Below are 23,937 nucleotides of genomic sequence, written 5' to 3'. Positions count from 1 at the left end.
GGTCAGGAGGCGAGCATGCCGCGGAGCACGTACTGCAGGATGCCGCCGTTGCGGTAGTAGTCCGCCTCACCGGGAGTGTCGATGCGGACCGTGGCGTCGAACTCGACCTTCTCGCCCGACTCCTTGGTCGCGGTCACCTTCACCGTGCGCGGGGTGCGGCCCTCGTTGAGCTCGGTGATGCCGGCGATGTCGAAGGTCTCGGTGCCGTCGAGGCCCAGCGACGAGGCCGACTCGCCCTGCGGGAACTGCAGCGGGATGACGCCCATGCCGATGAGGTTCGAGCGGTGGATGCGCTCGAAGGACTCCACGATCACGGCCTTCACACCCAGCAGCGCGGTGCCCTTGGCGGCCCAGTCGCGCGACGAGCCGGAGCCGTACTCCTTGCCGCCCAGCACGACCAGCGGGATGCCCGCGGCGGCGTAGTTCTGCGCGGCGTCGTAGATGAACGCCTGCGGGGCGCCGTCCTGGGTGAAGTCCCGGGTGTAGCCGCCGGAGACGTCGTCGAGCAGCTGGTTGCGCAGCCGGATGTTCGCGAAGGTGCCGCGGATCATCACCTCGTGGTTCCCGCGCCGCGAGCCGAAGGAGTTGTAGTCCTTCTTCTGCACACCGTGCTCGTCGAGGTACTGCGCGGCCGGGGTGCCCGGCTTGATCGCGCCGGCGGGGGAGATGTGGTCGGTGGTCACCGAGTCCCCGAGCAGCGCGAGCACGCGGGCACCGGCGATGTCCTCGACCGGGGCCGGCTCGCTCGCCATGCCCTCGAAGTACGGGGGCTTGCGGACGTAGGTGGACTCCTGGTCCCACTCGAAGGTCTGGCCCTCGGGCGTGGGCAGCGAGCGCCAGCGCTCGTCGCCGCGGAAGACGTCCGCGTAGTCCTTGGCGAACATCTCCTCGGTGATGGCGCCGTCGATCGTCGCCTGGACGTCCTGCGCGGACGGCCAGATGTCGGCGAGGAAGACGTCCGTGCCGTCCGTGTCCTTGCCCAGCGGCTGCGTCTCGAAGTCGAAGTCCATCGTGCCGGCCAGCGCGTAGGCGATGACCAGCGGCGGGGACGCCAGGTAGTTCATCTTGACGTCCGGGTTGATCCGGCCCTCGAAGTTCCGGTTCCCGGACAGCACCGAGACGACGGCGAGGTCGGCGTCGTTGACCGCGGCGGAGATCTCCTCGGGCAGCGGGCCGGAGTTGCCGATGCAGGTGGTGCAGCCGTAGCCGACCAGGTGGTAGCCGAGCTTCTCGAGGTACGGCCAGAGGCCGGCCTTCTCGTAGTAGTCGGTGACGACCTGCGAGCCCGGCGCCATCGAGGTCTTCACCCACGGCTTGACCGCGAGGCCCTTGTCGACGGCGTTCTTGGCCAGCAGGGCGGCGCCGAGCATGACCGAGGGGTTCGAGGTGTTGGTGCACGAGGTGATCGAGGCGATCACGACGGCGCCGTGGTCGATCTCGAACTCGGCCCCGCCCATGGTGACCTTGGTGGGCCTGCTGACCCGCCCACCGGAGCCCGCCGCCGCGGAGATCGGGGCGTGCGGCTTGCCGGCGTCGCCGTTGCCGTCGTGCGCCGGCGAGGCGGGGTCGCTGGCCGGGAAGGACTCCTCGCCGGCCTCGTCGACGGTGGAGCCCGACGACGCGGCGTCGTCCGGGTCGGTCTGGTCGGGCGTGGAGGCGTAGTCGGCCAGGGACGACCGGAAGGCCTCCTTGGCCTGCGAGAGCGCGATGCGGTCCTGCGGGCGCTTCGGGCCGGCGATCGACGGGACGACCGTCGACAGGTCCAGCTCGAGGGTCTCGGAGTACCGCGGCTCGGCCGCGGGGTCGTGCCAGAGGCCCTGCTCCTTGGCGTAGGCCTCGACCAGGGCGACCTGCTCGGCGGAGCGGCCGGTGAGCTTGAGGTACCGGACGGTCTCGTCGTCGATCGGGAAGATCGCGGCGGTGGAGCCGAACTCCGGGCTCATGTTGCCGATGGTGGCCCGGTTGGCCAGCGGCACGGCGCCGACGCCCTCGCCGTAGAACTCGACGAACTTGCCGACCACGCCCTGCTTGCGCAGCATCTCGGTGATCGTGAGCACCACGTCCGTGGCGGTGGCGCCGGCCGGGATCTCACCGGTGAGCTTGAAGCCCAGCACCTTCGGGATCAGCATCGACACGGGCTGGCCGAGCATCGCGGCCTCGGCCTCGATGCCGCCGACGCCCCAGCCCAGCACGCCCAGGCCGTTGACCATCGTGGTGTGCGAGTCCGTGCCGACCAGCGTGTCCGGGTAGGCCTGGCCGTTGCGGGACATCACGGTGCGGGCCAGGTGCTCGATGTTGACCTGGTGCACGATGCCGGTGCCCGGCGGGACGACCTTGAACTCGTCGAAGGCACCCTGGCCCCAGCGCAGGAACTGGTAGCGCTCGCGGTTGCGCTCGTACTCGAACTCGACGTTCCGCTCGAACGCGTCCGGCCGGCCGAACACGTCGATGATCACCGAGTGGTCGATGACCAGCTCGGCGGGCGCGAGCGGGTTGACCTTCGACGGGTCACCGCCCATCTCGGTCACGGCCTCGCGCATGGTCGCCAGGTCGACGACGCACGGGACGCCGGTGAAGTCCTGCATGATCACGCGCGCGGGCGTGAACTGGATCTCGGTGTCCGGCTCGGCGGCGGGGTCCCAGTTCGCGATCGCGCGGATGTGGTCGGCGGTGACGTTGGCGCCGTCCTCCGTGCGCAGCAGGTTCTCCAGCAGCACCTTGAGGCTGTACGGCAGGTTCTCCGAGCCCTCGACGGCCGAAAGCCGGAAGATCTCGTACTCGCTGCCCCCGACCCCGAGGGTCCCCTTGGCTCCGAAGCTGTCGGTACTGGCCACTGTCGGCTCTCCTCCTGGTGGCGTGGTGGGCGCGTCTTCATCTCGGGTGTCCCGCGGGAGTCTCGCGCACCGTCGGCTCCACGGCAGCGTGACCCCCGTTCCCGACCCAAACAGTACGCCTGTCCTATATACGGGGTCGAGCCAGGGGGTCGCAGGTCACGGGCATACCCCGTCAGCGCCCGGGAACGCGCGACGGCCGGCGGCGCGGGTACGCCGCCGGCCGTCGGGTCCGGGAGGGCTCAGTTGCCGGCGATCAGGGCGTCGAGGTCGCCCGGCTGCAGCGCGCCGAGCAGGTCGGCGTAGAGCTGGACGACCGTCTGGCCGGGGGCGACGTACCACGAGCCGCCGTCCTCGGTCGTCACGACCTTCACGTTCAGTACCGCGGTGGCCAGCCGGGGCGCGAGCTCCTGGACGGCGGGCGAGGCGCCGACCTGGGCGCCGACGAGCGGGCCGAGCTGGTTCGCGCACAGCTGCGGGGGCGCGCCCTCGACACCGGTGATCGTCACGCAGTCCCCGGTCCGGGTCACGGTGACCCGGGTGCCGGTGCCGTCGTCGACGGTCACGCTCGCCAGCGAGAGCCCGGGGTGCCCGCGGACGTCGCTCTCGGTGGTCCGCAGGTCGACGATCCGCGCGCCGGTGGGCTGCGCGCCGGCCGCCCCGTCGGCGAGGGCGGGCCCGGCGTCGTGCAGCGCCGCCATCTCGGTCGGGTCGGTCAGCTCGATCACCCGGCGGACGTCGGCGTCGAGCGCCGCCTGGACCAGGTCGCGGACGGCGTCCTGCGCGCTCCCGGCGCCGCGGGCGTCGATCGAGGTCGCCGGCCACGGCACCACCGCGTCTCTGAGCGCGTAGTCGGCCGCGGTGTAGAGGCCGCTGACGTACCACTCGCCGTCGACCTGCACGGTCGCGATCCGGATCGGCTCGCCCTGCTCGCGGACGACCTGCGCGATGTCGATCGTCTCGGGGACGCCCGCGGGCGGGGCGCCGTCCGGGTAGACCTTGGCCTTGAACGAGTCCGTGAACGGCAGGCTCGCCGGGTCCTGCGTGGTCGTGACGGTGCCCGCGACCAGCTTGGTGATCGTGACGTTCGGCCGGACCTGCTCGGCGGCGGCCTCGTCGAACCGCAGGCCGGAGAAGGTCACGGAGTCGAGGCTCGTGTCGGCCCGGGCGTCGGGGCGCAGGACCTCGAGCCGCTGCAGCTCGGTGGTGAGCACCGAGCCCAGGTCGGTGAGCAGGGTGGCCTCGTTCGGCGCGATCCGGCTGTAGGCGCGCAGGTGGTCGCGGCCCTCGAGGTCCTCGGCGAGTGAGGTCACCGCGCCGTTCGGGCTGCTCGCGCCGCCGCTGCCGCCCAGCAGTGCCCATGCCGCCACGCCACCGCCGACCAGCAGGGCGAGCACCGCGACGATCGCGGTGACGAGCGGCCACCGGCGCTTCCGCCGAGGCGCCCCGCCGCCGTCGCCGCCGTGGCCGGGCGGCGGGCCCCACGTGGGCGGTTCGCCGCCGCCGTACCCCGGCGCCGGGTACTGCCGGGTCCCGCCCGGGTACTGCTGCGGGGAGGGCTGCGGCGGGTACTGCTGCGGGTAGGGCGGCGTCGGGTACTGCTGCGTGCCGCCCGGCTGGTCCGGGTACGGGGCCGTCGCGCCCGCACCCTGCCCCGCCCACGCCTGCCGGCCGGGGTCCGGGGCCGCCCCGGCGCCCGGGCCCTCCGCCCAGGCGCGGTCGCCCGGGTACGGCAGGGGGCCGGTCGCGGGCCCGGTCGCGGAGCCGGTCGAGGGACGGGTGGCCGGGTCGGGGTCCCGGCCTCCCGGGTGCGGGCCCTGCCCGGGCCACTGGCCGCCGTCGCTCACCGTCGTACCCCCTCGTCGGGCACCCGCCCTCGGGTGCGCTCGCGGGGATCATGGTGGATCCCCGTTGTCCGGAACAGGGTGGAAGTACCGGGATGTACTGCTCCGTCCGGCCCAACGCGACGCGTGGGGCGGGTCCGGGCCGTCCACCGAGTGGAGGAAGTTCGCGCCCCGCACCGGCGTGGCGACCGGGCGTGACGTGGCGCCGGTGCCAGGGTGCCTCCGATCCAGTCGATCACCGGTGGGGGGAGAGCGGTGCGGTTCGCGCGGGGGCTCCTGGTGGTCCTGCTCGTCACGCTGCTCACCGCCGCCTCGGTGGCGACGGCCGGCGCCGCGCCGGAGCCGACCCCACCGCCGAACCCGAGCAACGAGGACCTCCAGCGCAGCCGCGACGCCGTGAGCGGCCGCGCCGCCGACGTCGCCCGGCTGACCCAGCGGCTCTCCGAGCTCCAGGCGGAGGCCGACGAGCTGCAGATCCAGGTCGCCGAGCAGCACGAGTCCGCCAACCAGGCGCTCGACGTCCTCACCGGCGCCCAGGCCGAGGCCGACGCCGCGGCGACGCGCGCCGAGTCCGCCCGCGCACAGACGGAGGCCGCGGGCAAGGCCGTCGACGCCGCCCGGACCCGGCTCGACGACTTCGTCGCCGGCACCTACTCCCAGGGCCTCGACCTCGGTCCGATCGGGCTGCTCACCACGGCGACGGGGCCGCAGGACCTCGTCGATCGGGCCCAGCTCACGGACGCGCTCGCCCAGCAGCAGGCCGCCGCGCTCGACGGGCTCGAGCGCGCCCGGGTGCAGCAGGCCAACGCCGACTCCACCGCGCGCAAGGCGCAGGAGGAGGCCGAGCAGCGCCGGCAGGCCGCCGCGGACGCGAAGGTCGCCGCCGACCGGGCCCTCGCCGGGGCGCAGCAGGCGGCCGACGAGCAGGCGCAGCGGTTGCAGGCGGTGGTGGGGGAGCAGGCGCAGGTCCAGGCCCAGCTCGACGCGGCGGAGAACGCCGACGCCGGGCTGCGCGCGCAGCGGCAGCGCTTCCAGGCCTGGCAGCGGGCGCAGGAGGAGGCCGAGGCCGCCCGGCAGCGGGCGGCGCGCGAGGAGGCTGCGGCCCGGGCCGGCTCGGCGGCGTCGGCCCCGCCGCCCACGACCCGCCGCACGGGGTCCGGCGCGGTCCAGACCGTGATCGACCGGGCGATGTCGCAGCTCGGCGTGACCTATGCGTGGGGCGGCGGCACCGCCCGCGGCCCGTCGCTCGGCATCCGGGACGGCGGGGTCGCCGACAGCTTCGGCGACTACCGCAAGGTCGGCTTCGACTGCTCGGGGCTGATGCTCTACGCGTTCGCCGGGGTCGGGGTGCGGCTGCCGCGCTACAGCGGCAACCAGCACGCTTACGGCGACCAGGTCCCGCTCGCGCAGATGCGGCCCGGCGACATGCTCTCCTGGGCGCGCAACGGACGCGTCTACCACATCGCCCTCTACATCGGGAACGGCAGGATGATCGAGGCGCCGTACTCCGGCGCGTCGGTCAAGGTCTCCCCGGTCCGCTACTCCGGCGGGCTGCTGCCGACGGTCTCCCGGGTGATCTAGGGGGCGTCCCCTCGGACCCCGCTCACCGGCAGTTCACGGGCGGTCCGGTGTGATGGAACGGTGAGCGTGCATCCATCCCCCGAGTCGACGCCGCCCTCCGGTACCCCGGCGGCCCCCGCCGCCACCTCCACCCCGAAGGACGACGCCGAGCACCTCGAGCGCGCGGTCTTCGAGATCAAGCGGGTCATCGTCGGGCAGGACCGGCTGGTGGAGCGGATGCTCGTCGGGCTGCTCGCCCGGGGTCACCTGCTGCTGGAGGGCGTCCCGGGCGTCGCGAAGACCCTCGCGGTGGAGACGGTCGCGAAGGTCGTCGGCGGCACGTTCGCGCGCCTGCAGTTCACCCCGGACCTCGTCCCGTCGGACATCCTCGGCACCCGGATCTACCGGCAGGGCCGCGAGGAGTTCGACGTCGAGCTGGGTCCGGTCGTCGCGAACTTCGTGCTGGCGGACGAGATCAACCGCGCCCCGGCGAAGGTCCAGTCCGCGATGCTCGAGGTCATGGCCGAGCGGCACCTGTCGATCGGCGGCCGCACCTTCCCGATGCCCGACCCGTTCCTCGTGCTGGCCACGCAGAACCCGATCGAGAACGAGGGCGTCTACCCGCTGCCCGAGGCACAGCGGGACCGCTTCCTCTTCAAGATCATCGTCGAGTACCCGGGCGTCGAGGAGGAGCGCGAGATCGTCTACCGGATGGGCGCGACGCCCCCGGTGGCCGAGCAGGTCATGGAGCCGGCGGAGCTCGTCCGGCTGCAGGGCGTGGCCTCGCAGGTCTTCGTGCACCACGCGCTGGTGGACTACGTGGTGCGGCTGGTCGTCGCCACCCGCACCCCCGCGGACCACGGGCTGCAGGACATCGCCGGCTGGGTCGCCTACGGGGCGTCCCCGCGCGCCACGCTCGGCATCGTCGCCGCGGCCCGCGCGCTCGCGCTGGTCCGCGGGCGGGACTACGTGCTGCCGCAGGACGTGCTCGACGTCGCGCCGGACGTGCTGCGCCACCGGCTGGTGCTCTCCTACGACGCCGTGGCCGACCAGGTGCCGATGGAGCACATCCTGCAGCGCGTCCTGCAGACCGTGCCGTTGCCGCAGGTCACCGCCCGGCCGCAGGTCCAGCCGGCCCAGCCGGCCCAGCCGGCGGCCGCCGCCTATCCGCCGGCGCCCGGTCCGTCGTGACCGCGCCGAGCCCGGTGGGCCCCCGCGCGGGCCACTCCGGCCCGCCGTCCTTGCGCGGGGGGCACCTCGAGGCGGCGCTGCGCAGCCTGGAGCTGAGCGTGCGCGGCCGGCTCGACGGACTGCTGCAGGGCAACCACCTCGGCCTGCTGCCCGGGCCCGGGTCCGAGCCCGCGGAGGCGCGGCCCTACCGGGCCGGCGACGACGTCCGGCGGATGGACTGGGCCGTCACGGCCCGGACCACCGAGCCGCACGTCCGCGAGACGATCGCCGACCGCGAGCTGGAGACCTGGGCGGTCGTCGACCTGTCGCCGAGCCTCGACTTCGGCACCGCCGACTGCGACAAGCGCGACCTGGCGGTGGCCGCGCTGGCCGCGGTCGCGCACCTCACCCGCGGCGGCGGGAACCGGATCGGCGCGATCGTCTCGACCGGCGCCGAGACCGTGCGGATCCCGGCCCGCGGGGGCCTCGCGCACACCCGCAGCGTCGTGCGCCGGGTGGCCGAGGTGCCCCGGGCGGAGGACGGCACCCGCGGTGACCTCGCCGCGGCCCTCGAGGAGCTGCGCCGGCCGCCGCGCCGGCGCGGTCTCGCCGTCGTCATCTCGGACTTCCTCGGGGAGCCGGACTGGGAGCGCTCGCTGCGCGGCCTGAGCGCCCGGCACGACCTGCTCGCCGTCGAGGTGCTGGACCCGCGCGAGCTGGACCTGCCGGACGTCGGCACGGTCGTCCTGGCCGACCCGGAGACCGGGCGGCAGCGCGAGGTCGAGACCACGCCGCTGCTGCGCCGCGAGTACGCCGCGGCCGCGTCGGAGCACCGCGACCGGGTGGCCGACGCGCTGCGCCGCTGCGGGGCCGCGCACCTGCGGCTGCGCACCGACTCGGACTGGATCTCGGACATCGTCCGGTTCGCGCTGGCCCGCAAGCGGACGTGGTCGGGGGGCGGGCGGTGACCGCGGCATGACCTTCGCCTCGCCCTGGTGGCTCCTCGGGCTGCTGATCGTGGCCGCCCTGGTGGCCGGGTACCTCGTGCTGCTGCGCCGGCGGCGCCGGGACGTCGTCCGGTTCACCAACCTCGAGCTGCTGGAGAAGGTCGCCCCGCGGCGGCCCGGCTGGTACCGGCACCTGCCGGCGGCCGCGCTGATCACCGCGCTGGCGGTGCTCACGGTCGCGCTGGCCGGTCCGCAGGCCGAGGCCAAGGTCCCGCGGAACCGGGCGACCGTGATGCTGGTGATCGACGTGTCGCTGTCGATGCAGGCCACGGACGTGGAGCCGACCCGGCTCGCGGCCGCGCAGGCCGCGGCCAAGGCGTTCGCCGACCAGCTCACGCCCGGGATCAACCTCGGGTTGGTCTCCTTCGCGGGCACCGCCGCGGTGCTGGTCTCGCCGACCACGGACCGCAACTCGGTGAAGCGCGCCGTCGACTCGCTCAAGCTCTCCGAGTCGACGGCGACCGGCGAGGCGATCTTCGCGTCGATGCAGTCGATCGAGTCGTTCTCCCAGTCCGTCGCGGGCTCGGGCGGCTCCGGCGGCCCGGACGGCTCCGGCGGCGAGGAGCCGCCCCCGCCCGCCCGCATCGTGCTGATGAGCGACGGCAAGCAGACCGTGCCCGGGCCGGACGGGGAGAACGAGCCCCGTGGCTCCTTCACCGCCGCCCGGCAGGCCGCCGAGGCCAAGATCCCGGTCTCCACGATCTCGTTCGGCACGGAGTACGGGACGATCGACATCGAGGGCGGCCGCACCCGCGTCGCCGTCGACGATGCCTCGATGAAGCAGATCGCCGACCTCTCCGGGGGGCAGTTCTTCACCGCCGCCAGCGAGGACGAGCTGCGCCGGGTCTACGCCGACCTCTCCGAGCAGATCGGCTACGAGGTGCGTCGCGTCGACACCAGCAGGCCGTGGCTGGCCGGTGGGGCGCTGCTGCTCGTGGTCGGGCTGGGCAGCGGGCTGCTGCTGGGGCGCCGCCTGCCGTGACGCGTGTCGCGGCCCGCCGCGCCCCCGTGCACTAGGTTCTGTGCCCGTGGGTAGGAGCGTGCTGGTCACCGGAGGAAACCGCGGCATCGGCCTGGCGATCGCGGAGGCGTTCGCGGCCCAGGGGGACCAGGTGGCGGTGACGTACCGCAGCTCGGCGGAGGGGCTCCCGGGGGAGCTGCTGCCGGTGCAGTGCGACGTCACCGACGCCGCCGCCGTCGACGCGGCGTTCACGACCGTCGAGGAGAAGCACGGGCCGGTCCAGGTCCTGGTCTCCAACGCCGGGATCACGGACGACGGGTTGCTGATGCGGATGAGCGAGGACTCGTTCACCTCGGTGCTCGACGCCAACCTCACCGCCGCCTACCGGGTCGCCAAGCGCGCGTCGCGCGGGATGCTCAAGGCCAAGGGCGGGCGGATGATCTTCATCTCGTCCGTGGTGGGGCTGCTGGGCAGCGCCGGCCAGGTCAACTACGCCGCCTCGAAGGCCGGCCTGGTCGGATTGGCCCGCTCGGTCGCCCGCGAGCTCGGCTCCCGGGGCATCACCGCCAACGTCGTCGCCCCCGGCTTCGTCGACACCGACATGACCCGTGCGCTCTCCGAGGAGCGGCGCGCCGAGATCACCAAGCAGGTCCCGCTGGGCCGCTACGCCTCCGTCGAGGAGGTCGCCTCGGCCGTCACCTGGCTCGGCTCCGAGCAGGCCGGCTACGTCACCGGGGCGGTCATCCCGGTCGACGGCGGCCTCGGCATGGGCCACTAGAACTCCCCGAATCGCGAGGAGAGGGTCCTGATGGGACTGCTCGAGGGCAAGAAGCTGCTGATCACCGGTGTGATCACGGACGCGTCGCTGGCGTTCCACGCGGCGAAGATCGCGCAGGAGCAGGGCGCGGAGGTCGTGCTCACCGGCTTCGGCCGGATGCGTCTGGTGGAGCGGATCGCGCAGCGGCTGCCGAAGCCCGCCCCGGTCGTCGAGCTCGACGTGGCGAACCAGGAGCAGCTGGACTCGCTGGTCGAGCGGGTGTCGCCGCACCTGGGGGACTCGCCGAAGCTCGACGGGGTGCTGCACTCGATCGGCTTCGCCCCGGCCTCCTGCCTGGGCGAGGGCGCCTTCCTCACCGCGCCCTGGGAGGACGTCGCCACGACGATCCAGGTCAGCGCCTACTCGTTCAAGTCGCTGTCCACCGCGCTGCTGCCGCTGCTCGGACCGGGCGCGTCGATCGTCGGGATGGACTTCGACAACCGGCAGGCGTGGCCGGCCTACGACTGGATGGGCGTCGCCAAGTCGACGCTCGAGTCCGTCACCCGCTACCTCGCCCGGGACCTCGGGCCGAAGGGCATCCGGGTCAACCTGGTCGCCGCCGGGCCGGTGAAGACCATGGCCGCCAAGTCCATCCCGGGCTTCGCCGCGTTCGAGGACAACTGGGACGGCCGCGCGCCGCTGGGTTGGGACGTCGGCGACCCGGTGCCCGTCGCGAAGACGATCTGCGCGCTGCTCTCGGACTGGCTGCCCGCCACCACCGGCTCGATGGTGTGGGCGGACGGCGGGTTCCACGCCATCGGGGTCTGACGGGCGGGTGTCCCGGGGCCGGGGTTGAATGAGGCCGTGAGTTCGTCCTCCGCCCCGTACGACGCCCTGCTCCTGCTCTCCTTCGGCGGTCCCGAGGGCCCGGCGGAGGTGCGCCCCTTCCTCGAGAACGTGGTGCGCGGCCGCGGGGTCCCGCCGGAGCGGCTCGACGCCGTCGAGGAGCACTACCAGCACTTCGGCGGCGTCTCGCCGATCAACGCCCGCAACCGCGAGCTGATCGCGGCGATCCGTGCACGGACGGATCTCCCGGTCTACTTCGGGAACCGGAACTGGCACCCGATGGTGGAGGACACCCTCGCGGAGATGACCCGGGACGGGGTGCGCAACGCCCTGGTGTTCGCCACCAGCGCCTACGGCGGGTACTCGGCCTGCCGGCAGTACGACGACGACATCGTCCGCGCCCGCGCCGCCGTCGGCGACGGTGCGCCGCACCTCACCAAGCTGCGGCACTTCTTCGACCATCCGCTGTTCGTACGGGCCAACGCGGACGCCGTGCGCGCCGCGCTCGGGACCGTCCCCGAGGGTGCGCGGGTCGTGTTCACCGCGCACTCCATCCCGGTGGCCGCCGACGCCGCCGCGGGCGTGCCGGAGGAGGGCGGGCACCGGTACTCGCGGCAGGTCGCCGAGGCGGCGCGGCTGGTCGCGGCCGAGCTGGGGATCACCGAGTACGACGTCGTGTGGCAGTCGCGGTCCGGCCCGCCGCAGGTGCCGTGGCTGGAGCCGGACATCGTCGACCACGTCGAGGCCCTGCACGCGAAGGGGATCGAGGCGGTCGTCGTGGCGCCGATCGGGTTCGTGTCCGACCACGTCGAGGTCATCTGGGACCTGGACAACGAGGCCGCGGAGAAGGCCTCCGAGCTGGGGCTGGCCTTCGCCCGGGCCGCCACCGCCGGCCCGGACCCGCGCTTCGCCGACATGGTCGCGGAGCTGATCGCGGAGCTGCAGGAGGGCGCCCCCGCCCGGGCCCTGGGCAGCGTTCCCGGCGCGGGGTGCACGGTCGACGGCGCCCCCTGCGCCGTGAACTGCTGCGAGCCGGTCCGCCGCCCCACCCGCCCCTGACCCGGTTCCTGCACCGCGAGTCGGGCTGCGGGTTCCCGCGAGTCGCGCCCTGGGCTTCCGCGAGTCGCGCCTTGAGCCCCGCGAGTCGGGCTGTGGGCTCCCGCGAGTCGCGCCCTGGGCTTCCGCGAGTCGCGGGTTCCCGCACCGCGAGTGGGCAGTTCCGGGGCACCGAACCTCACACCTCGGGGCCCCCGGGATGTGGACCTCGGTCGCCCGGGAGCGCCGACTCGCGGGTCACTCGGGGCGGCGGATCCCGAGCGTGCTGACGGCGGGGAGGAGGCCGGACCGCGCGATCGTCGCGGTGAGCGGCCCCACCAGCTGAGGCAGCCGCGCGACCTCCGGCATTCCCACGGCCGCGTAGGGCTGGGCGGCGAGGGCGTCCGTGCGTGCCTCGACCCGCTGCCGCAGATCCCGTCCGGCCTCGGTGGCGGAGCCGTCGTCGTCGAGCAGACCGCGCGTGCGGAGCCGGTCGGCTGCCGCCGCCCACTCGTCGTCCGTCCAGCCCCGGCTCGCGAAGGTCGTCCGCGGCGCGGCGCCGACGGCGGCGAAGGACACCAGCGCCTCGCACGGATCGAGTTCCGCGTCGAGCAGGGCGATCACGTGCCCGTCACCGCGGTGCTCGCGCAGGATCGTGGCGGAGTGCCAGAGCCGCAGCAGGGGCTCGTCGGGCACGTCGAGCCCGGTGTTGCCCGCCGCCAGAGGTCGTCCGGCGGTGACGGCCGCCTCGGCCGCGTGCCACGCGAGCTCGGCGGCCTCCTTCGTGTCGGGCGCATCGACGAGCGGGCCCAGTAGCACCCGGAGACCGGCCCCGACGCCGCGAAGCCGGGCGGCGAGGACGTCGTCCGGCGAGGCCGTGGTCCAGGCGTCGCGCACGTGCTCGGCCACCATCGACGGGCTGAAGCTGTAGAAGGCGGACGTCACGACCTCGGGGCCCGGCCGGCCGAGCGGCGCGGCACGCAGCGGGAAGTACGACGGCCAGCGGGTCGCCGTGTCGTAGCCCAGCGCGGCGGCCTCGGCAGCCACCTCGGGCGCGTAGTAGAGCACCGCGTGGACGGGCTCCAGGACCTGCCAGATCCCGCGCACCAGGGGTGCGGGGACGACGGTCGTCGTGGACATCGCGAACTCCCCTCGTCGAACTAGACACTGACAAGACTGGTGGACGGAGGAGAACTTGTCAATGACTAGTTCGGCCGCGCGAGGCCGTAGGCGAAGGTCCACGCCCGGCCGAGCACGTCCGAGCCGAACGGGCGGAACAGGTCCCGATGGAGTGCGCGCGCGGCCGCCTCGGCCGGGCCGTCGAGCACGGTGATCGCCCGCAGGAGGTACCCGGCCTCCCGGAAGGTCGCGGGGACCGTCCGGCCACGCGAGTACGCCCCGCCGAGGCGACGCACCTCCACGACGGACGGGACGGCGGCCGTCGGGCCCGTCAGCTCGGGGATCGACCGCAGCCCCTGCCGGTCCAGGGAACGGAGCAGGTGGGCGTCGCCGACGTAGGGCTCGGGCTCGGTGGGGTCGTGGTGGATCGTGTGCGACCGGACGGCCGGGAGCCGGCCGAGGCTCTCGTGGAGCACCGGACCCAGGTCGCGCAGGGGCCGCGCGAGGTCCTCGGCGTCGACGGTGGAGGCGACGGCGATCATGGCGACGTGTCGCCCGCGGAGGGGCGGCGGCAGCGCCGGGTCGTCGGCGAACGGGACGAGCGAGATGCCGGTCGTGACCTCCTCGGGCAGGTCGGCGCTCCACGCAGCCCAGCCGTCGAGCACGGCAGGGGTGACCTCGAGCGCGAGCGAGCCGCCCCAGATCCCGGCGAGCTCGACCAGCTCCGTCTCGACGGCCGTGACGACGGTGCCGTCGCCGCGCGCGGGCAGTCCGTCGAGGTGCACCGGGTCGCCGGCGGCCGTGACGCCCTCGACCCGCCGGACCCGGTCGGCGGCGAACCCGAAGGTGCGGCCGAGCAGGCCGAACCCACCGCCGAGGAGGTAGCCGACCACACCGACACCGGGCGAGCTGCCGCTGAGCGGCGCGAGTCCGTGCGGTGCCGCGGCGGCGACGACGTCGCCCCAGGTCGCGCCGGCCTCGGCGTGGGCGCGCCGGGCGGCCGGGTCCACGGTCACCTTCCGCATGTGGCGGGTGCTGATCAGCAGGCCGCCGTCGAGCGGTGCCGCGAGGCCGTGACCGCTGGACTGGACCGCGAGGGGCAGGTCGTGCCCGGCGGCGTGGCGCACGGCGGCCCGGACGTCGGCCGCGGACCTCGCCGCGACGACGAGGTCCGGGCGGTGCGCGTGGGCGGCCTGGAAGCCGCGGCGCTCGACGTCGTAGCCGGGGTCGCCGGGGCGGAGGACGGTGCCGGTGAGGGTGCTCGTCGAGGGCATGATTCCGAGCCTCGGTGGAGTCCCGCAAGAAGTCCAAGAGATAAATCGTCTGCCCGCTAGCATTTTTCGTTATGGAGCTGCGTCACCTGCAGTATCTGGTCGCCGTGGTCGAGGAGGGCACGGTGACGGCGGCGGCCGCGCGCCTGCACGTCGCCCAACCCGGGGTGAGCGCGCAGCTCAGACAGCTGGAGCGGGAGCTCGGCGAGCCACTGCTGACGCGGACCTCACGCGGCGTCGCGCCGACGGCGGCGGGAGAGGCGGTGCTGCCCTACGCGCGGGCGGCGCTGGCGGCGGTCGAGGCCGCCCGGCTGGCGGTCGACGAGCTGAAGGGGCTGGTCCGGGGGCGGGTGGCGGTGGGGATGGCGCCCTCGCTCGCGGCCACCGACCTGCCCGAGCTGCTGGCGGACTTCCGCGAGGCCCACCCGGCGGTCGAGATCTCGCTGCGCGAGGGGACCTCGGACGAGCTCCTCGGGCAGCTCGTCGCGGGGGAGGTGGACCTGGTGTGGGCGGGGATGGCGGGCGAGCCGCCGCCCGGCGTCGCCACCCGCACGATCACCGACCAGGCGTTGGTGGCCGTCGGAGTGGACGCGGTCGAGGTGGGGCTGGGCGACCTGCCGGGCCGCCCGCTGATGTGCATGTCCCCGGGCACCGGTCCGCGCGGTGCCTTCGACGCGGCGTGCGCAGCGGCGGGCCTGCGTCCGACGATCGCGTTCGAGGCCGGGGACCCGCTGCTGCTCGCGCGGCTCGCGGCGCGCGGGCTGGGGGTGGCGGTGCTGCCGGCGAGCGCGGTGCGGGCGGCCGGGCTCGACGCCCCGGCGGCTCGGCTGCTGCCGGAGGTGCGCAGCCGGATCGAGCTGGCGTGGCGGGCGGACGGCCCCAACGGTCCCGCGGCGCGGGCGCTCATCGCCGCGGCCCGGGCGCGGGACTGAGTGCTCGTCGGACGAGGCGGCCCCCCGGGGACCGGAGTACGCCCGCAGCGGACTGTCCCTTCGACGCAGCCGGCACGAGCGCCTGGTGGATTGACGAAGCGTGACCTGTGCGTTAACCAAGGGGGCCCGGTGACGCGGCGCGGCCCGCCCCTCGGAGCCGGCGGGTGGAGCAGACCCTCAGTCTCGGTGGGCACACCGGAGAGCAGCGCACGGCACCGGTCGAGAGGGGAGAACCCGATGACACTCAAGATCAACGACCCTGCCCCGGACTTCGAGGCCGAGACCACTCAGGGCCGGATCCGGTTCCACGACTGGATCGGTACCTCCTGGGCCGTGATGTTCTCGCACCCGAAGGACTTCACCCCGGTGTGCACCACCGAGCTGGGCTACATGGCGAAGATCAAGCCGGAGTTCGACCGCCGGGACGTGAAGATCATCGGCCTGTCGGTGGACCCGGTGGACAGCCACGCCAAGTGGGCCTCCGACATCGCCGAGACGCAGGGCCACGCACCGAACTACCCCGTGATCGGCGACGCCGACTTCGCCGTCTCGAAGCTCTACGGGATGTTGCCGGCCGACACCAGCGGAGATGCCGGCGCGCGCACCCCGGCGGACAACCAGACCGTGCGCAACGTCTTCGTCGTCGGCCCGGACAAGAAGATCAAGCTGGTGCTGGTCTACCCGATGACCACCGGCCGCAACTTCGACGAGGTGCTTCGGGTGATCGACTCGCTGCAGCTGACCGCCCGGCACAAGGTGGCGACGCCGGTGAACTGGAAGCAGGGCGAGGACGTGATCATCGCCGGCTCGGTCTCCGACGAGGAGGCGCGGAAGACCTACCCGCAGGGCTGGCAGGCCCCACGTCCCTACATCCGCATCGTGCCCCAGCCGAGCTGACCACTCGGAGCGGACGACTCGGGGCTCGCCCGCCGGCCGTTCCGCGACGCGATTCCGTCGGAAGGCCGTGTGATCTTCCAGCGGTACGAGCTCGGTCGTCGTGCACTGTCCGGCGGGTACCGGTCGATGATCGCTGTCGGCGTCCTTTCCGCGGCCGGTCCGACGACGTCCCCGACCGGCTCGGCGGCCACGAGGCCCCGGGCCGGTCACTACGGGGTGGGGGCGTAGGAGCGGACGGCCTCCGCGACCGCGGCGCGACGGGCGACCCGGACGGCGGTGTCGAGCGGGCGCAGGGCCTCCCGGCGGGCGGTGGCGGCGGAGGCGGAGAGGGCACCGCCGGGCTCGTCCGCGGAGGCGGCGGCGAGGATCGCCTCCACCTCGTCCGCCTGCTGCAGCACCCGCAGCGCGCGCCCGGGCATCCCCTGCGGCCAGTGGGTGGCCGGCCGGGCGCGCAGGGCGGCGGCGATCTCCTCGCGCACCCCGGGCCGGTGCCGGGCGACCCCGAGCTCGGTGAGGACGGACGTCGACTGCCGCACCTGGCCCCGCAGCTCGTGCTCGGCCTCGGCCAGCGGCACGTACTCCGCGGGCGGCACGGGGGCCGGGACGGTGTGCACGGTCCAGCGCAGGACGCCGTCGGCGATCGGGCTCGGCACCACGCCCAGCCCCGCCTCCGGGTACAGCACGCCCTCGCCGGCGGCGATCGCGGCGCTGGTGAAGGTGCCGGGCCCGGGCAAACCGCGGATGTCACCCGGGACCGGGAGCACCAGCCGCCCGGCTCCGCGCGGGGCCCGGCGCAGCGCGGCGAGCAGGAAGGTGAGCGACGAGACGGGCGCGCCCGGGGCGGGGAGGTCCGTGGCGGCGGCGGTGGCCTCGTCGACGGCGACGACGTCGTGGGCCTCGGCCCACGGGGTGAGCGCGTCGAGCACGTCGTCCGGCGCGGCGGACCCGGCCAGCCAGGCCGACGACCACACCGCGAAGGTGGCGGAGGAGCGGGGCACGAACGCCAGGCTAACCAGGGGTGACCGGTACCCGGCCTCTGCCGTGCGGGTGACGGTGGGTGACTTTCGGTGAGCGGTCGTGTGCACGCTGCGCTCTTCGGGCGCCGCCTCCGCGTGTCGGCCGCGACCCGGTGTGCCCCTTGGGATACAACCCGGACATGCCCGCACCCCGCACGCACGACTACCGCGGCGCGTTCGGCGCCGACGGGACCCGGGTCCGCACCAGGAAGGAGGTCCCGGAGGTCCCGGCCGAGCCCGGGCTGGTGGTCGAGGACCCGGCGAGCGGCTTCTGCGGCGCGGTGGTGAAGGTCGACGTCCGCGAGGTCACCCTCGAGGACCGCTCCGGCGCACGGCGGGTCTTTCCGCTGCGGCCCGCCGCCTTCCTGTTCGAGGGCAGGCCGGCCACGCTGGTGAAGCCGGCCGCCGTGCCGACGGGGCCGGCCCGCTCGGCGTCGGGTTCGGTGCGGGTGGAGAACCTCAAGGCCCGCACCGCCCGCGCCGCGCGGATCTGGGTCGAGGGCATCCACGACGCCGCCCTGCTCGAGACGGTCTGGGGGCACGACCTGCGGGTCGAGGGCGTCGTCGTCGAGCCGCTGCACGGCGTGCACGACCTCGCCGCCGCGGTGCGCGAGTTCGGCCCCGCGCCGCACCGGCGGCTCGGGATCCTCGTCGACCACCTCGTCGCCGGGAGCATGGAGACCCGCCAGGCCGCCGCCGTCGCCGGGCCGAACGTGCTGGTCGCCGGCCACCCGTTCGTCGACGTCTGGGAGGCGGTGAAGCCGCAGGCCGTCGGCATCCGGGCGTGGCCGAGGATTCCGCGCGGCACCGACTGGAAGACCGGGGTGTGCGAGGCGCTGCGCTGGGGTGAGCCCGCCGACGGCGCGCGCCGGGTGCTCGGCGCCGTGAAGTCCTTCCGGGACCTGGACTCCTCGCTCATCGGCGCCGTCGAGCAGCTGATCGACTTCGTGACGCAGGAGGGCTGACCACGGTCGTTGCGCGACCGCAATGATCGTTTCGGCCACCCCGGGCCGTGATCTCTGCCATCCTGAGGTCATGGTTCCGCTGGTCTGGCTGATCGCCGGGATCGCCCTGCTCGCCGGCGAGATGCTGGCGGGGGAGTTCGTGCTGCTGATGCTCGGCGGCGGGGCGCTCGTCGCCGCGGGGGGCTCGGCGCTGTTCGGCCTGGGCTGGCTGGGCAGCACGCTGCTGTTCGCGATCGCCTCGGTGCTGCTGCTGGTGGGGGTGCGGCCGGTGCTGCGGCGCAAGGCGCAGAAGTCGATCGAGGGCTACGTGCACCACACCGACAAGATCGTCGGGGGACCGGCGGTGGTGTCGCGGCGGGTCGACGGGCACGGCGGCCGCGTGCGGATCGGCCCGGACGAGTGGTCCGCCCGCGCCTTCGACGGCGAGCAGGTCATGGAGCCCGGCGAGCGGGTGACGGTGGTGCGCATCGAGGGCGCCACCGTGCTCGTGCTCGCCGAGTGAGGGGGAAGGGACATGGAGACGGTGAACGTCGGACTGCTCGTCGTGATCGTGCTGATCGTGCTCTTCGTGATCATCGCGCTCGCCAAGGCGGTGCAGATCATTCCGCAGGCCACGGCCGCGGTGATCGAGCGGCTGGGCCGGTACAAGACCACGCAGGACCCGGGGCTGGCCTTCCTGGTGCCCTTCGTCGACCGGATCCGGGAGCGGATCGACCTGCGCGAGCAGGTCGTGTCCTTCCCGCCGCAGCCCGTGATCACGCAGGACAACCTGACGGTCAACATCGACACCGTCGTCTACTTCCGGGTCACCGACCCGAAGTCGGCGGTGTACGAGATCTCGAACTACATCACCGGCGTCGAGCAGATCACCACGACCACGTTGCGCAACGTCGTCGGCGGCATGACGCTGGAGGAGACGCTCACCTCGCGGGACCAGATCAACACGGTGCTGCGCGGCGAGCTCGACGACGCCACCGGCCGCTGGGGCATCCGGGTCGAGCGGGTGGAGATCAAGGCCATCGACCCGCCGCCGTCGATCCAGGAGTCGATGGAGCGGCAGATGAAGGCCGACCGCGAGAAGCGGGCGATGATCCTCACCGCCGAGGGCCAGCGGGAGTCGGCGATCCGCAGCGCGGAGGGCCAGAAGCAGAGCCAGATCCTGACCGCCGAGGGCGCCAAGCAGGCGGCGATCCTCAACGCCGAGGCCGAGCGGCAGTCCCGGATCCTGCGGGCGCAGGGCGAGCGGGCGGCGCAGTACCTGCGGGCCCAGGGTGAGGCGAAGGCGATCGAGAAGCGCTTCGCCGCGATCAAGGCCGGTCGGCCGACGCCCGAGCTGCTCGCCTACCAGTACCTGCAGACCCTGCCCCAGATGGCGGCGGGCGAGGCGAACAAGGTGTGGCTGGTGCCGTCGGACTTCGGCAAGGCGCTCGAGGGCTTCATGAAGATGCTCGGCGCGCCCGGCGAGGACGGCGTCTTCAAGTACACCCCCTCGCCCGACGACGGCGTGCGCTCGGTCCCCGAGGAGGACGAGGAGTCCGTCCGGGACTGGTTCGACACGACCGGCGACCCGGAGATCGCCCGGCAGGTCGCGGCGGCCACGGCCGAGGCGACGCAGGAGGTCCCGCCGATCGGCGAGCCGGCGCGACCGGCCCTGGGGACGGCGGTCGACGAGGCGGTCACCCCGCCCAACGGCGTCCCGGCCCGGGGGAACTGGTCCGAGGAGGGCCCGCCCCGCTGACCCGCGGTCTCAGGACAGGGTGAAGCCGAACGGGAGCTCCAGGCGGTGCCGCTCGAGCAGGGCGCGGTCCGCCAGGAGCTCCCGGGTGGGGCCGTCGGCCACGACCACGCCCTCGTCGAGCACCACGCTGCGGGGGCAGAGCTGCAGGGCGTAGGGCAGGTCGTGGGTGACCATCAGCATGGTGCGGCCGAGCCCGAGCAGCACCTCCGCGAGCTCGCGGCGGGCGACCGGGTCGAGGTTCGACGACGGCTCGTCCAGCACGAGGATCTCGGGGTCGCAGGCCAGGACCGTGGCCAGCGCGACCCGGCGCCGCTGCCCGCCGGAGAGGTGCAGCGGGGAGCGGTCGGCGTGCCCGGTCATCCCGACGGCCGCGAGCGCCTGCTCGACCCGCTCCGCGAGCGCCGGCCCGCTCAGCCCGAAGTTCGCGGGTCCGAAGGCGACGTCCTCGCGGACCGACGGCATGAAGAGCTGGTCGTCCGGGTCCTGGAAGACGATGCCCACCCGGCGGCGGATCTCCTGGACGTGCTCCTTCGTCACGGGCAGCCCGCCGACCTCCACGGTGCCCTCGCCGGGGGCGAGGATGCCGTTGAGGTGCAGCACCAGGGTGGTCTTGCCGGCGCCGTTCGGGCCGAGCAGCGCCACCCGCTCGCCCGGCTCGATCCGCAGGTCCACGCCGTGCAACGCCTGGTGGCCGTCCGGGTAGGCGAACAGCAGGTCCCGGACGAGCAGCGACGGGGCCGGGCGCGCCGTGCCGTCGGCGGGGCGCAGCGGGTCGGCGAGGGTCATGCGATCACCCATCCGCTCACGGCGAGCGCCGCGGCGACGGCGACCGGCGCCAGCCCGGCGGCCCAGTCCCGCCGGGTCGTGCGGTTCTCGGTCAGGACCGGCATCGCGCCCGTCCAGCCGCGGGACAGCATCGCCAGGTGCACCCGCTCGCCGCGCTCGTAGGAGCGCACGAACAGGGCGCCGACGCCGCGGGCCGTCGCGCCGGCCTGCCACAGGAACCGCGGGTCGTGCCCGCGCGCGATCCGGGCGAGCCGCATCCGCCGGGCCTCGCCGGCGATCACGTCGACGTACCGGAGCATCAGCGCCGCGATCGTCGTGACGAGCGCCGGGGCCCGCAGCCGCTGCAGCCCCACGAGCAGGTCCCGCATCGGCGTGGTGGCGGCCAGCGTGAGCGAGGTGAGGACGCCGAGGGTGCCCTTGACCAGGATGTTCCAGGCGCCGAGCAGGCCGGGTTCGGAGAGCGAGAGCCCCAGCCACTCGATCCGCGGGTCCGGCCCGGTGATCGGCAGCAGCACGGCCAGCACCACGAACGGCAGCTCGATCACCGAGCGCCGCAGGATCCAGCCGACCGGGATGCGGGCCGCGACCCAGACGCCGAGGAGCAGCACCAGGTAGCCGCCGAACACCGGGAAGGCCTCGCGCGGGGTCGCGACGACGCACACCACGCCCAGGAACGCGGCGACGATCTTCACCTGTGGCGGCAACCGGTGGACGGGGGAGTCGCGGTGCAGGTGCAGCGGGTGCGCGTGGCCCGCGCCCACCTCAGTCGTCCCTCGACGGTGCCGACCCGGCGGGGGAGCGCCGGCGGAGCACCCGGAACAGCCCGCCCGCGAGGACGAGGGTCACGAGCACGCCGACGACGCCGGCGAGCCCCACCGTGCCCTCGCCGCCGAACACCGCGTAGTCGGCCAGCGGCGAGCCGGCGGTGGCGTGCTCCCCGGCGTTCCGCGCGATGCACGTGCCGTCGAGCTGCTCGCCGCCGGCGGTCTCGGTGACCGTGCAGCCGTGCAGGGTCACGGTGTCCAGCCCGTCCGGGCTGGAGCTGGCGAAGGAGGAGAGCCCGCCGGCGACGAGCAGGGCGACCAGCAGGAAGCCGAGGAGGAACCCGCGCCGCCCGGTCACGCCGCACCCCCCGTCGACGGCGCCGACGACGGCGCGGACGGCGCGGACGGGGACGGCGCGGACGGGGACGGCGCCGACCTGCGGACCAACGGTGTCGCCGTGCCCCGCAGCAGGTACACGAGGTCCGGCCGCACGGACGCGACGGCGCCGACGGTGGCCGCGGTGATCACGCCCTCGCCGACCCCGATCAGTGCGTGCAGGCCGACCATCAGCACGAACACGGTGCCGAGCGCGGCGCCGCCGCTGCCTCCGATGGCGTACTGGAGGACGAAGCCCAGCGAGGCGACCACGGTGTTGACGAACGCGGCGACGAAGGCCGTCGCCGCCAGCCCGCCGCGGCTGCGCCGGGCGATCCGGCGCAGCAGCAGGGCGACGCCGTAGCCGGTGAACACGCCGATCAGCGCCATGTTGGTGATGTTCGTGCCGAGCGCGGTGAGCCCGCCGTCGGCGAACAGCAGCGCCTGGACCAGCAGCACGATCGAGATGCACACCGCACCCACCCACGGCCCGACGAGGATCGCGACGAGGGCGCCGCCGAGCAGGTGGCCGCTGGCGCCGGGCAGGATCGGGAAGTTGATCATCTGCACGGCGAAGACGAACGCGGTGACCAGCCCGGCCATCGGGGCGGTGCGCTCGTCGAGGTCCGCGCGGGCGCGCACGAGGCAGAGGACGAGGCCGACGACGGCCACGGCCGCGAAGACGAGCGAGGTAGGGGCGTTCACCAGCCCGTCGCTCATGTGCATGGCGGTGACCATGGGGCCTCCCGGGGTGCGAGGGGGGCGCCGGTCCCGGCGCCGCCCCCATCTCAACGCCTCGGAGACGCAATCGCAAACATCCTGCGGGAGCGAATGCGCTGCGACTGTCCGGTCGGAGGGGTGGACGTCCTCCGGTCAGGCCGCGGCGAGCGCCCGCCGGCGCTCCCGCTCCTCGCGCTTCTCCGACCGCGAGGCCAGCACCGACAGCCCGGCACGCCGCAGCGCCCCTACCGGCGCGAGCACCGCGCCGACCAGCCGGTCGAGCGCCCGGACCTCGTAGGCCGGGGAGTCCCCGAGCTCGGCGACGATCGCCGTGTGCTCCCCGCGGACGCGCTCGGCGTAGCCCGGCTGCCGGGGCGAGCCGGTGATCCGCACGGCGGCGAGCGGCTCGGGCCGGCCGAGGAAGTCGCCGTGGTGCAGCAGCCGCAGCCAGCAGTCGAGGTCGAGCAGCTCGTCCCGGCGGCCGCGCCAGCCGCCCGCGGCGGTGAAGCTCTCCCGCCGGAAGGTGACGTTGCACGCGTCGCCGATGAGGTTGCTGCGGCTCCGCACGATCTTGCGGGCCACCTCGTCCCCGCTGCGGGTGCCGATCAGCCCGTTGAGCCCGCGGCGGGGGACGATCACCCGGCTCTTGTCGTCGACGACGTGCCGGCGGGCCGCGACGAGCGTCAGCCCCGGGTCGTCGAGCAGCGGCTGGGCCTGCAGCTCGAGGCAGCGCGGGTGGAGGATGTCGCCGTCCGTGACGGTCTTCACCAGCGGCGCCCGGCTCAGCGCGATCGCGTGGTTGCGCGCCTCGGCGCGGGAGACCCGCTCGCCGGTCCGCTCCACCCGGATCCGCGGGTCGGCGAACGACCGCATGATCTCGAGGGTGCCGTCCGTGCTGCCGTTGTCGACGAGCACGAGCTCGAACTCGGGCTCGGTCTGCTCCAGCACCGAGCCGATCGTCTCGGCCAGGTGCCGCTCGCCGTCCGTGACGGCGGCGACCACGGACACCGTGGCCTGGTACACACCCGGGAAGCCGGCCGCGGTCACCGGACGCCCGGTTCCCGCTGCTCCGCCGCGTGCGCGAGGCGGTCCGTGCTGTCCATGGCACGGACTGTACCGAGCACCCGGGACGGGCCCGGTCGGCGGCCCGATCGCACTGTCCGTAAGGTTCGCGTCGTGATCCCGGAGCAGCCGAGCGCCCGCGGAGTACGCGGAGCGGAGTTGCGCCGGACACGAACGGGGGGCGGCGGGGGACATGTGCGCGCGGTCGGGGGAACACCCCGTCACGTAACGCACCGACGAGGCCGACAGATAAGCCAAGCGATGACGGAGTACCGCGTGAC

At 74.3% G+C, this 23,937-nt stretch carries 22 protein-coding genes; 12 read left to right on the top strand and 10 right to left on the bottom strand.

All coding sequences use genetic code 11. The features are described 5' to 3' along the window. Window positions 1-2: 2 nt before the first annotated feature. Both ABD990_RS05550 and ABD990_RS05545 read right to left on the bottom strand, forming a co-directional pair. Window positions 3-2,834: an aconitate hydratase gene (locus ABD990_RS05550; protein WP_345378786.1), complete on the bottom strand. Its 2,832-nt coding sequence runs from the start codon at window positions 2,832-2,834 to the stop codon at window positions 3-5. Between the two features lie 239 nt (window positions 2,835-3,073). Next, window positions 3,074-4,678 carry a flagellar basal body protein FliL gene (locus ABD990_RS05545; RefSeq protein WP_345378785.1) on the bottom strand — a complete coding sequence of 535 codons (1,605 nt, stop codon included), beginning with the start codon at window positions 4,676-4,678 and terminating at the stop codon, window positions 3,074-3,076. 252 nt (window positions 4,679-4,930) lie between these two features. Here ABD990_RS05545 and ABD990_RS05540 point away from each other — a divergent pair, with 252 nt between their 5' ends. The 7 genes from ABD990_RS05540 (at window position 4,931) to ABD990_RS05510 (ending at window position 12,035) form a co-directional block, all read left to right on the top strand. Further along, window positions 4,931-6,256 carry an NlpC/P60 family protein gene (locus ABD990_RS05540; protein ID WP_345378784.1) on the top strand — a complete coding sequence of 442 codons (1,326 nt, stop codon included), beginning with the start codon at window positions 4,931-4,933 and terminating at the stop codon, window positions 6,254-6,256. Window positions 6,257-6,322: 66 nt separating this feature from the next. Then, entirely contained in the window at window positions 6,323-7,426 is a 1,104-nt protein-coding gene (locus ABD990_RS05535) for an AAA family ATPase (protein WP_345379043.1), read from the top strand. Further along, window positions 7,423-8,373 carry a DUF58 domain-containing protein gene (locus tag ABD990_RS05530; RefSeq protein WP_345378782.1) on the top strand — a complete coding sequence of 317 codons (951 nt, stop codon included), beginning with the start codon at window positions 7,423-7,425 and terminating at the stop codon, window positions 8,371-8,373. The genes ABD990_RS05535 and ABD990_RS05530 overlap by 4 nt, the downstream gene beginning before the upstream one ends. Before the next feature lie 7 nt (window positions 8,374-8,380). Further along, a complete protein-coding gene (locus tag ABD990_RS05525) occupies window positions 8,381-9,394 on the top strand; it encodes a VWA domain-containing protein (RefSeq protein WP_345378781.1) in 1,014 nt (337 codons plus the stop codon). A gap of 46 nt (window positions 9,395-9,440) precedes the next feature. After that, entirely contained in the window at window positions 9,441-10,151 is a 711-nt protein-coding gene (gene fabG, locus ABD990_RS05520) for a 3-oxoacyl-ACP reductase FabG (RefSeq protein WP_345378780.1), read from the top strand. 30 nt (window positions 10,152-10,181) lie between these two features. Further along, window positions 10,182-10,958 carry an enoyl-ACP reductase FabI gene (gene fabI, locus ABD990_RS05515; RefSeq protein ID WP_345378779.1) on the top strand — a complete coding sequence of 259 codons (777 nt, stop codon included), beginning with the start codon at window positions 10,182-10,184 and terminating at the stop codon, window positions 10,956-10,958. Window positions 10,959-10,994: 36 nt separating this feature from the next. Next, window positions 10,995-12,035 (top strand): ferrochelatase, encoded by a 1,041-nt coding sequence (locus ABD990_RS05510; RefSeq protein WP_345378778.1) that lies wholly within the window; start codon window positions 10,995-10,997, stop codon window positions 12,033-12,035. 234 nt (window positions 12,036-12,269) lie between these two features. Here ABD990_RS05510 and ABD990_RS05505 read toward each other — a convergent pair whose 3' ends face one another. Further along, entirely contained in the window at window positions 12,270-13,151 is an 882-nt protein-coding gene (locus ABD990_RS05505) for an SCO6745 family protein (RefSeq protein WP_345378777.1), read from the bottom strand. A 65-nt stretch (window positions 13,152-13,216) separates the two neighbouring features. Further along, a complete protein-coding gene (locus ABD990_RS05500; RefSeq protein ID WP_345378775.1) occupies window positions 13,217-14,404 on the bottom strand; it encodes an FAD-binding protein in 1,188 nt (395 codons plus the stop codon). A gap of 71 nt (window positions 14,405-14,475) precedes the next feature. On the opposite strand from ABD990_RS05500, the gene ABD990_RS05495 reads away from it, so the two are divergent. Both ABD990_RS05495 and ABD990_RS05490 read left to right on the top strand, forming a co-directional pair. Beyond that, window positions 14,476-15,333: a LysR family transcriptional regulator gene (locus ABD990_RS05495; RefSeq protein WP_345378773.1), complete on the top strand. Its 858-nt coding sequence runs from the start codon at window positions 14,476-14,478 to the stop codon at window positions 15,331-15,333. Window positions 15,334-15,570: 237 nt separating this feature from the next. Then, window positions 15,571-16,230, top strand: a complete 660-nt coding sequence (locus ABD990_RS05490; protein ID WP_345378771.1) for a peroxiredoxin — start codon at window positions 15,571-15,573, stop codon at window positions 16,228-16,230. A gap of 209 nt (window positions 16,231-16,439) precedes the next feature. Here ABD990_RS05490 and ABD990_RS05485 read toward each other — a convergent pair whose 3' ends face one another. Continuing rightward, window positions 16,440-17,228 carry a hypothetical protein gene (locus ABD990_RS05485; protein ID WP_345378770.1) on the bottom strand — a complete coding sequence of 263 codons (789 nt, stop codon included), beginning with the start codon at window positions 17,226-17,228 and terminating at the stop codon, window positions 16,440-16,442. Between the two features lie 158 nt (window positions 17,229-17,386). Here ABD990_RS05485 and ABD990_RS05480 point away from each other — a divergent pair, with 158 nt between their 5' ends. The 3 genes from ABD990_RS05480 (at window position 17,387) to ABD990_RS05470 (ending at window position 19,949) form a co-directional block, all read left to right on the top strand. Continuing rightward, the gene (locus tag ABD990_RS05480; RefSeq protein ID WP_345378769.1) at window positions 17,387-18,211 is read left to right on the top strand and encodes a DUF3097 domain-containing protein; all 825 of its coding nucleotides are present in this window, start codon (window positions 17,387-17,389) and stop codon (window positions 18,209-18,211) included. Between the two features lie 70 nt (window positions 18,212-18,281). Continuing rightward, window positions 18,282-18,713: an NfeD family protein gene (locus ABD990_RS05475; protein WP_345378768.1), complete on the top strand. Its 432-nt coding sequence runs from the start codon at window positions 18,282-18,284 to the stop codon at window positions 18,711-18,713. A gap of 12 nt (window positions 18,714-18,725) precedes the next feature. Continuing rightward, a complete protein-coding gene (locus tag ABD990_RS05470) occupies window positions 18,726-19,949 on the top strand; it encodes an SPFH domain-containing protein (RefSeq protein ID WP_345378767.1) in 1,224 nt (407 codons plus the stop codon). 9 nt (window positions 19,950-19,958) lie between these two features. On the opposite strand, the gene ABD990_RS05465 is transcribed toward ABD990_RS05470, so the two are convergent. The 5 genes from ABD990_RS05465 to ABD990_RS05445 form a co-directional block, all read right to left on the bottom strand. Beyond that, a complete protein-coding gene (locus ABD990_RS05465) occupies window positions 19,959-20,735 on the bottom strand; it encodes an energy-coupling factor ABC transporter ATP-binding protein (RefSeq protein ID WP_345378766.1) in 777 nt (258 codons plus the stop codon). After that, the gene (gene cbiQ, locus ABD990_RS05460) at window positions 20,732-21,496 is read right to left on the bottom strand and encodes a cobalt ECF transporter T component CbiQ (protein ID WP_345378765.1); all 765 of its coding nucleotides are present in this window, start codon (window positions 21,494-21,496) and stop codon (window positions 20,732-20,734) included. The genes ABD990_RS05465 and cbiQ overlap by 4 nt, the downstream gene beginning before the upstream one ends. Before the next feature lies 1 nt (window position 21,497). Then, complete coding sequence (locus tag ABD990_RS05455; protein ID WP_345378764.1) at window positions 21,498-21,857, bottom strand: PDGLE domain-containing protein; 360 nt, start codon at window positions 21,855-21,857, stop codon at window positions 21,498-21,500. Then, window positions 21,854-22,612, bottom strand: a complete 759-nt coding sequence (locus tag ABD990_RS05450; protein ID WP_345378763.1) for an energy-coupling factor ABC transporter permease — start codon at window positions 22,610-22,612, stop codon at window positions 21,854-21,856. The genes ABD990_RS05455 and ABD990_RS05450 overlap by 4 nt, the downstream gene beginning before the upstream one ends. Window positions 22,613-22,747: 135 nt before the next feature. Further along, window positions 22,748-23,641 (bottom strand): glycosyltransferase family 2 protein, encoded by an 894-nt coding sequence (locus ABD990_RS05445; RefSeq protein ID WP_345378762.1) that lies wholly within the window; start codon window positions 23,639-23,641, stop codon window positions 22,748-22,750. Window positions 23,642-23,937: the final 296 nt, after the last annotated feature.

Origin of the sequence: Pseudonocardia yuanmonensis, assembly GCF_039542425.1 — a bacterium.
GTDB classification, from domain to species: Bacteria; Actinomycetota; Actinomycetes; order Mycobacteriales; family Pseudonocardiaceae; genus Pseudonocardia; species Pseudonocardia yuanmonensis.
The sequence above is the reverse complement of the archived record's forward strand: the minus strand, read 5'-3'. Positions and strand labels throughout refer to the sequence as shown.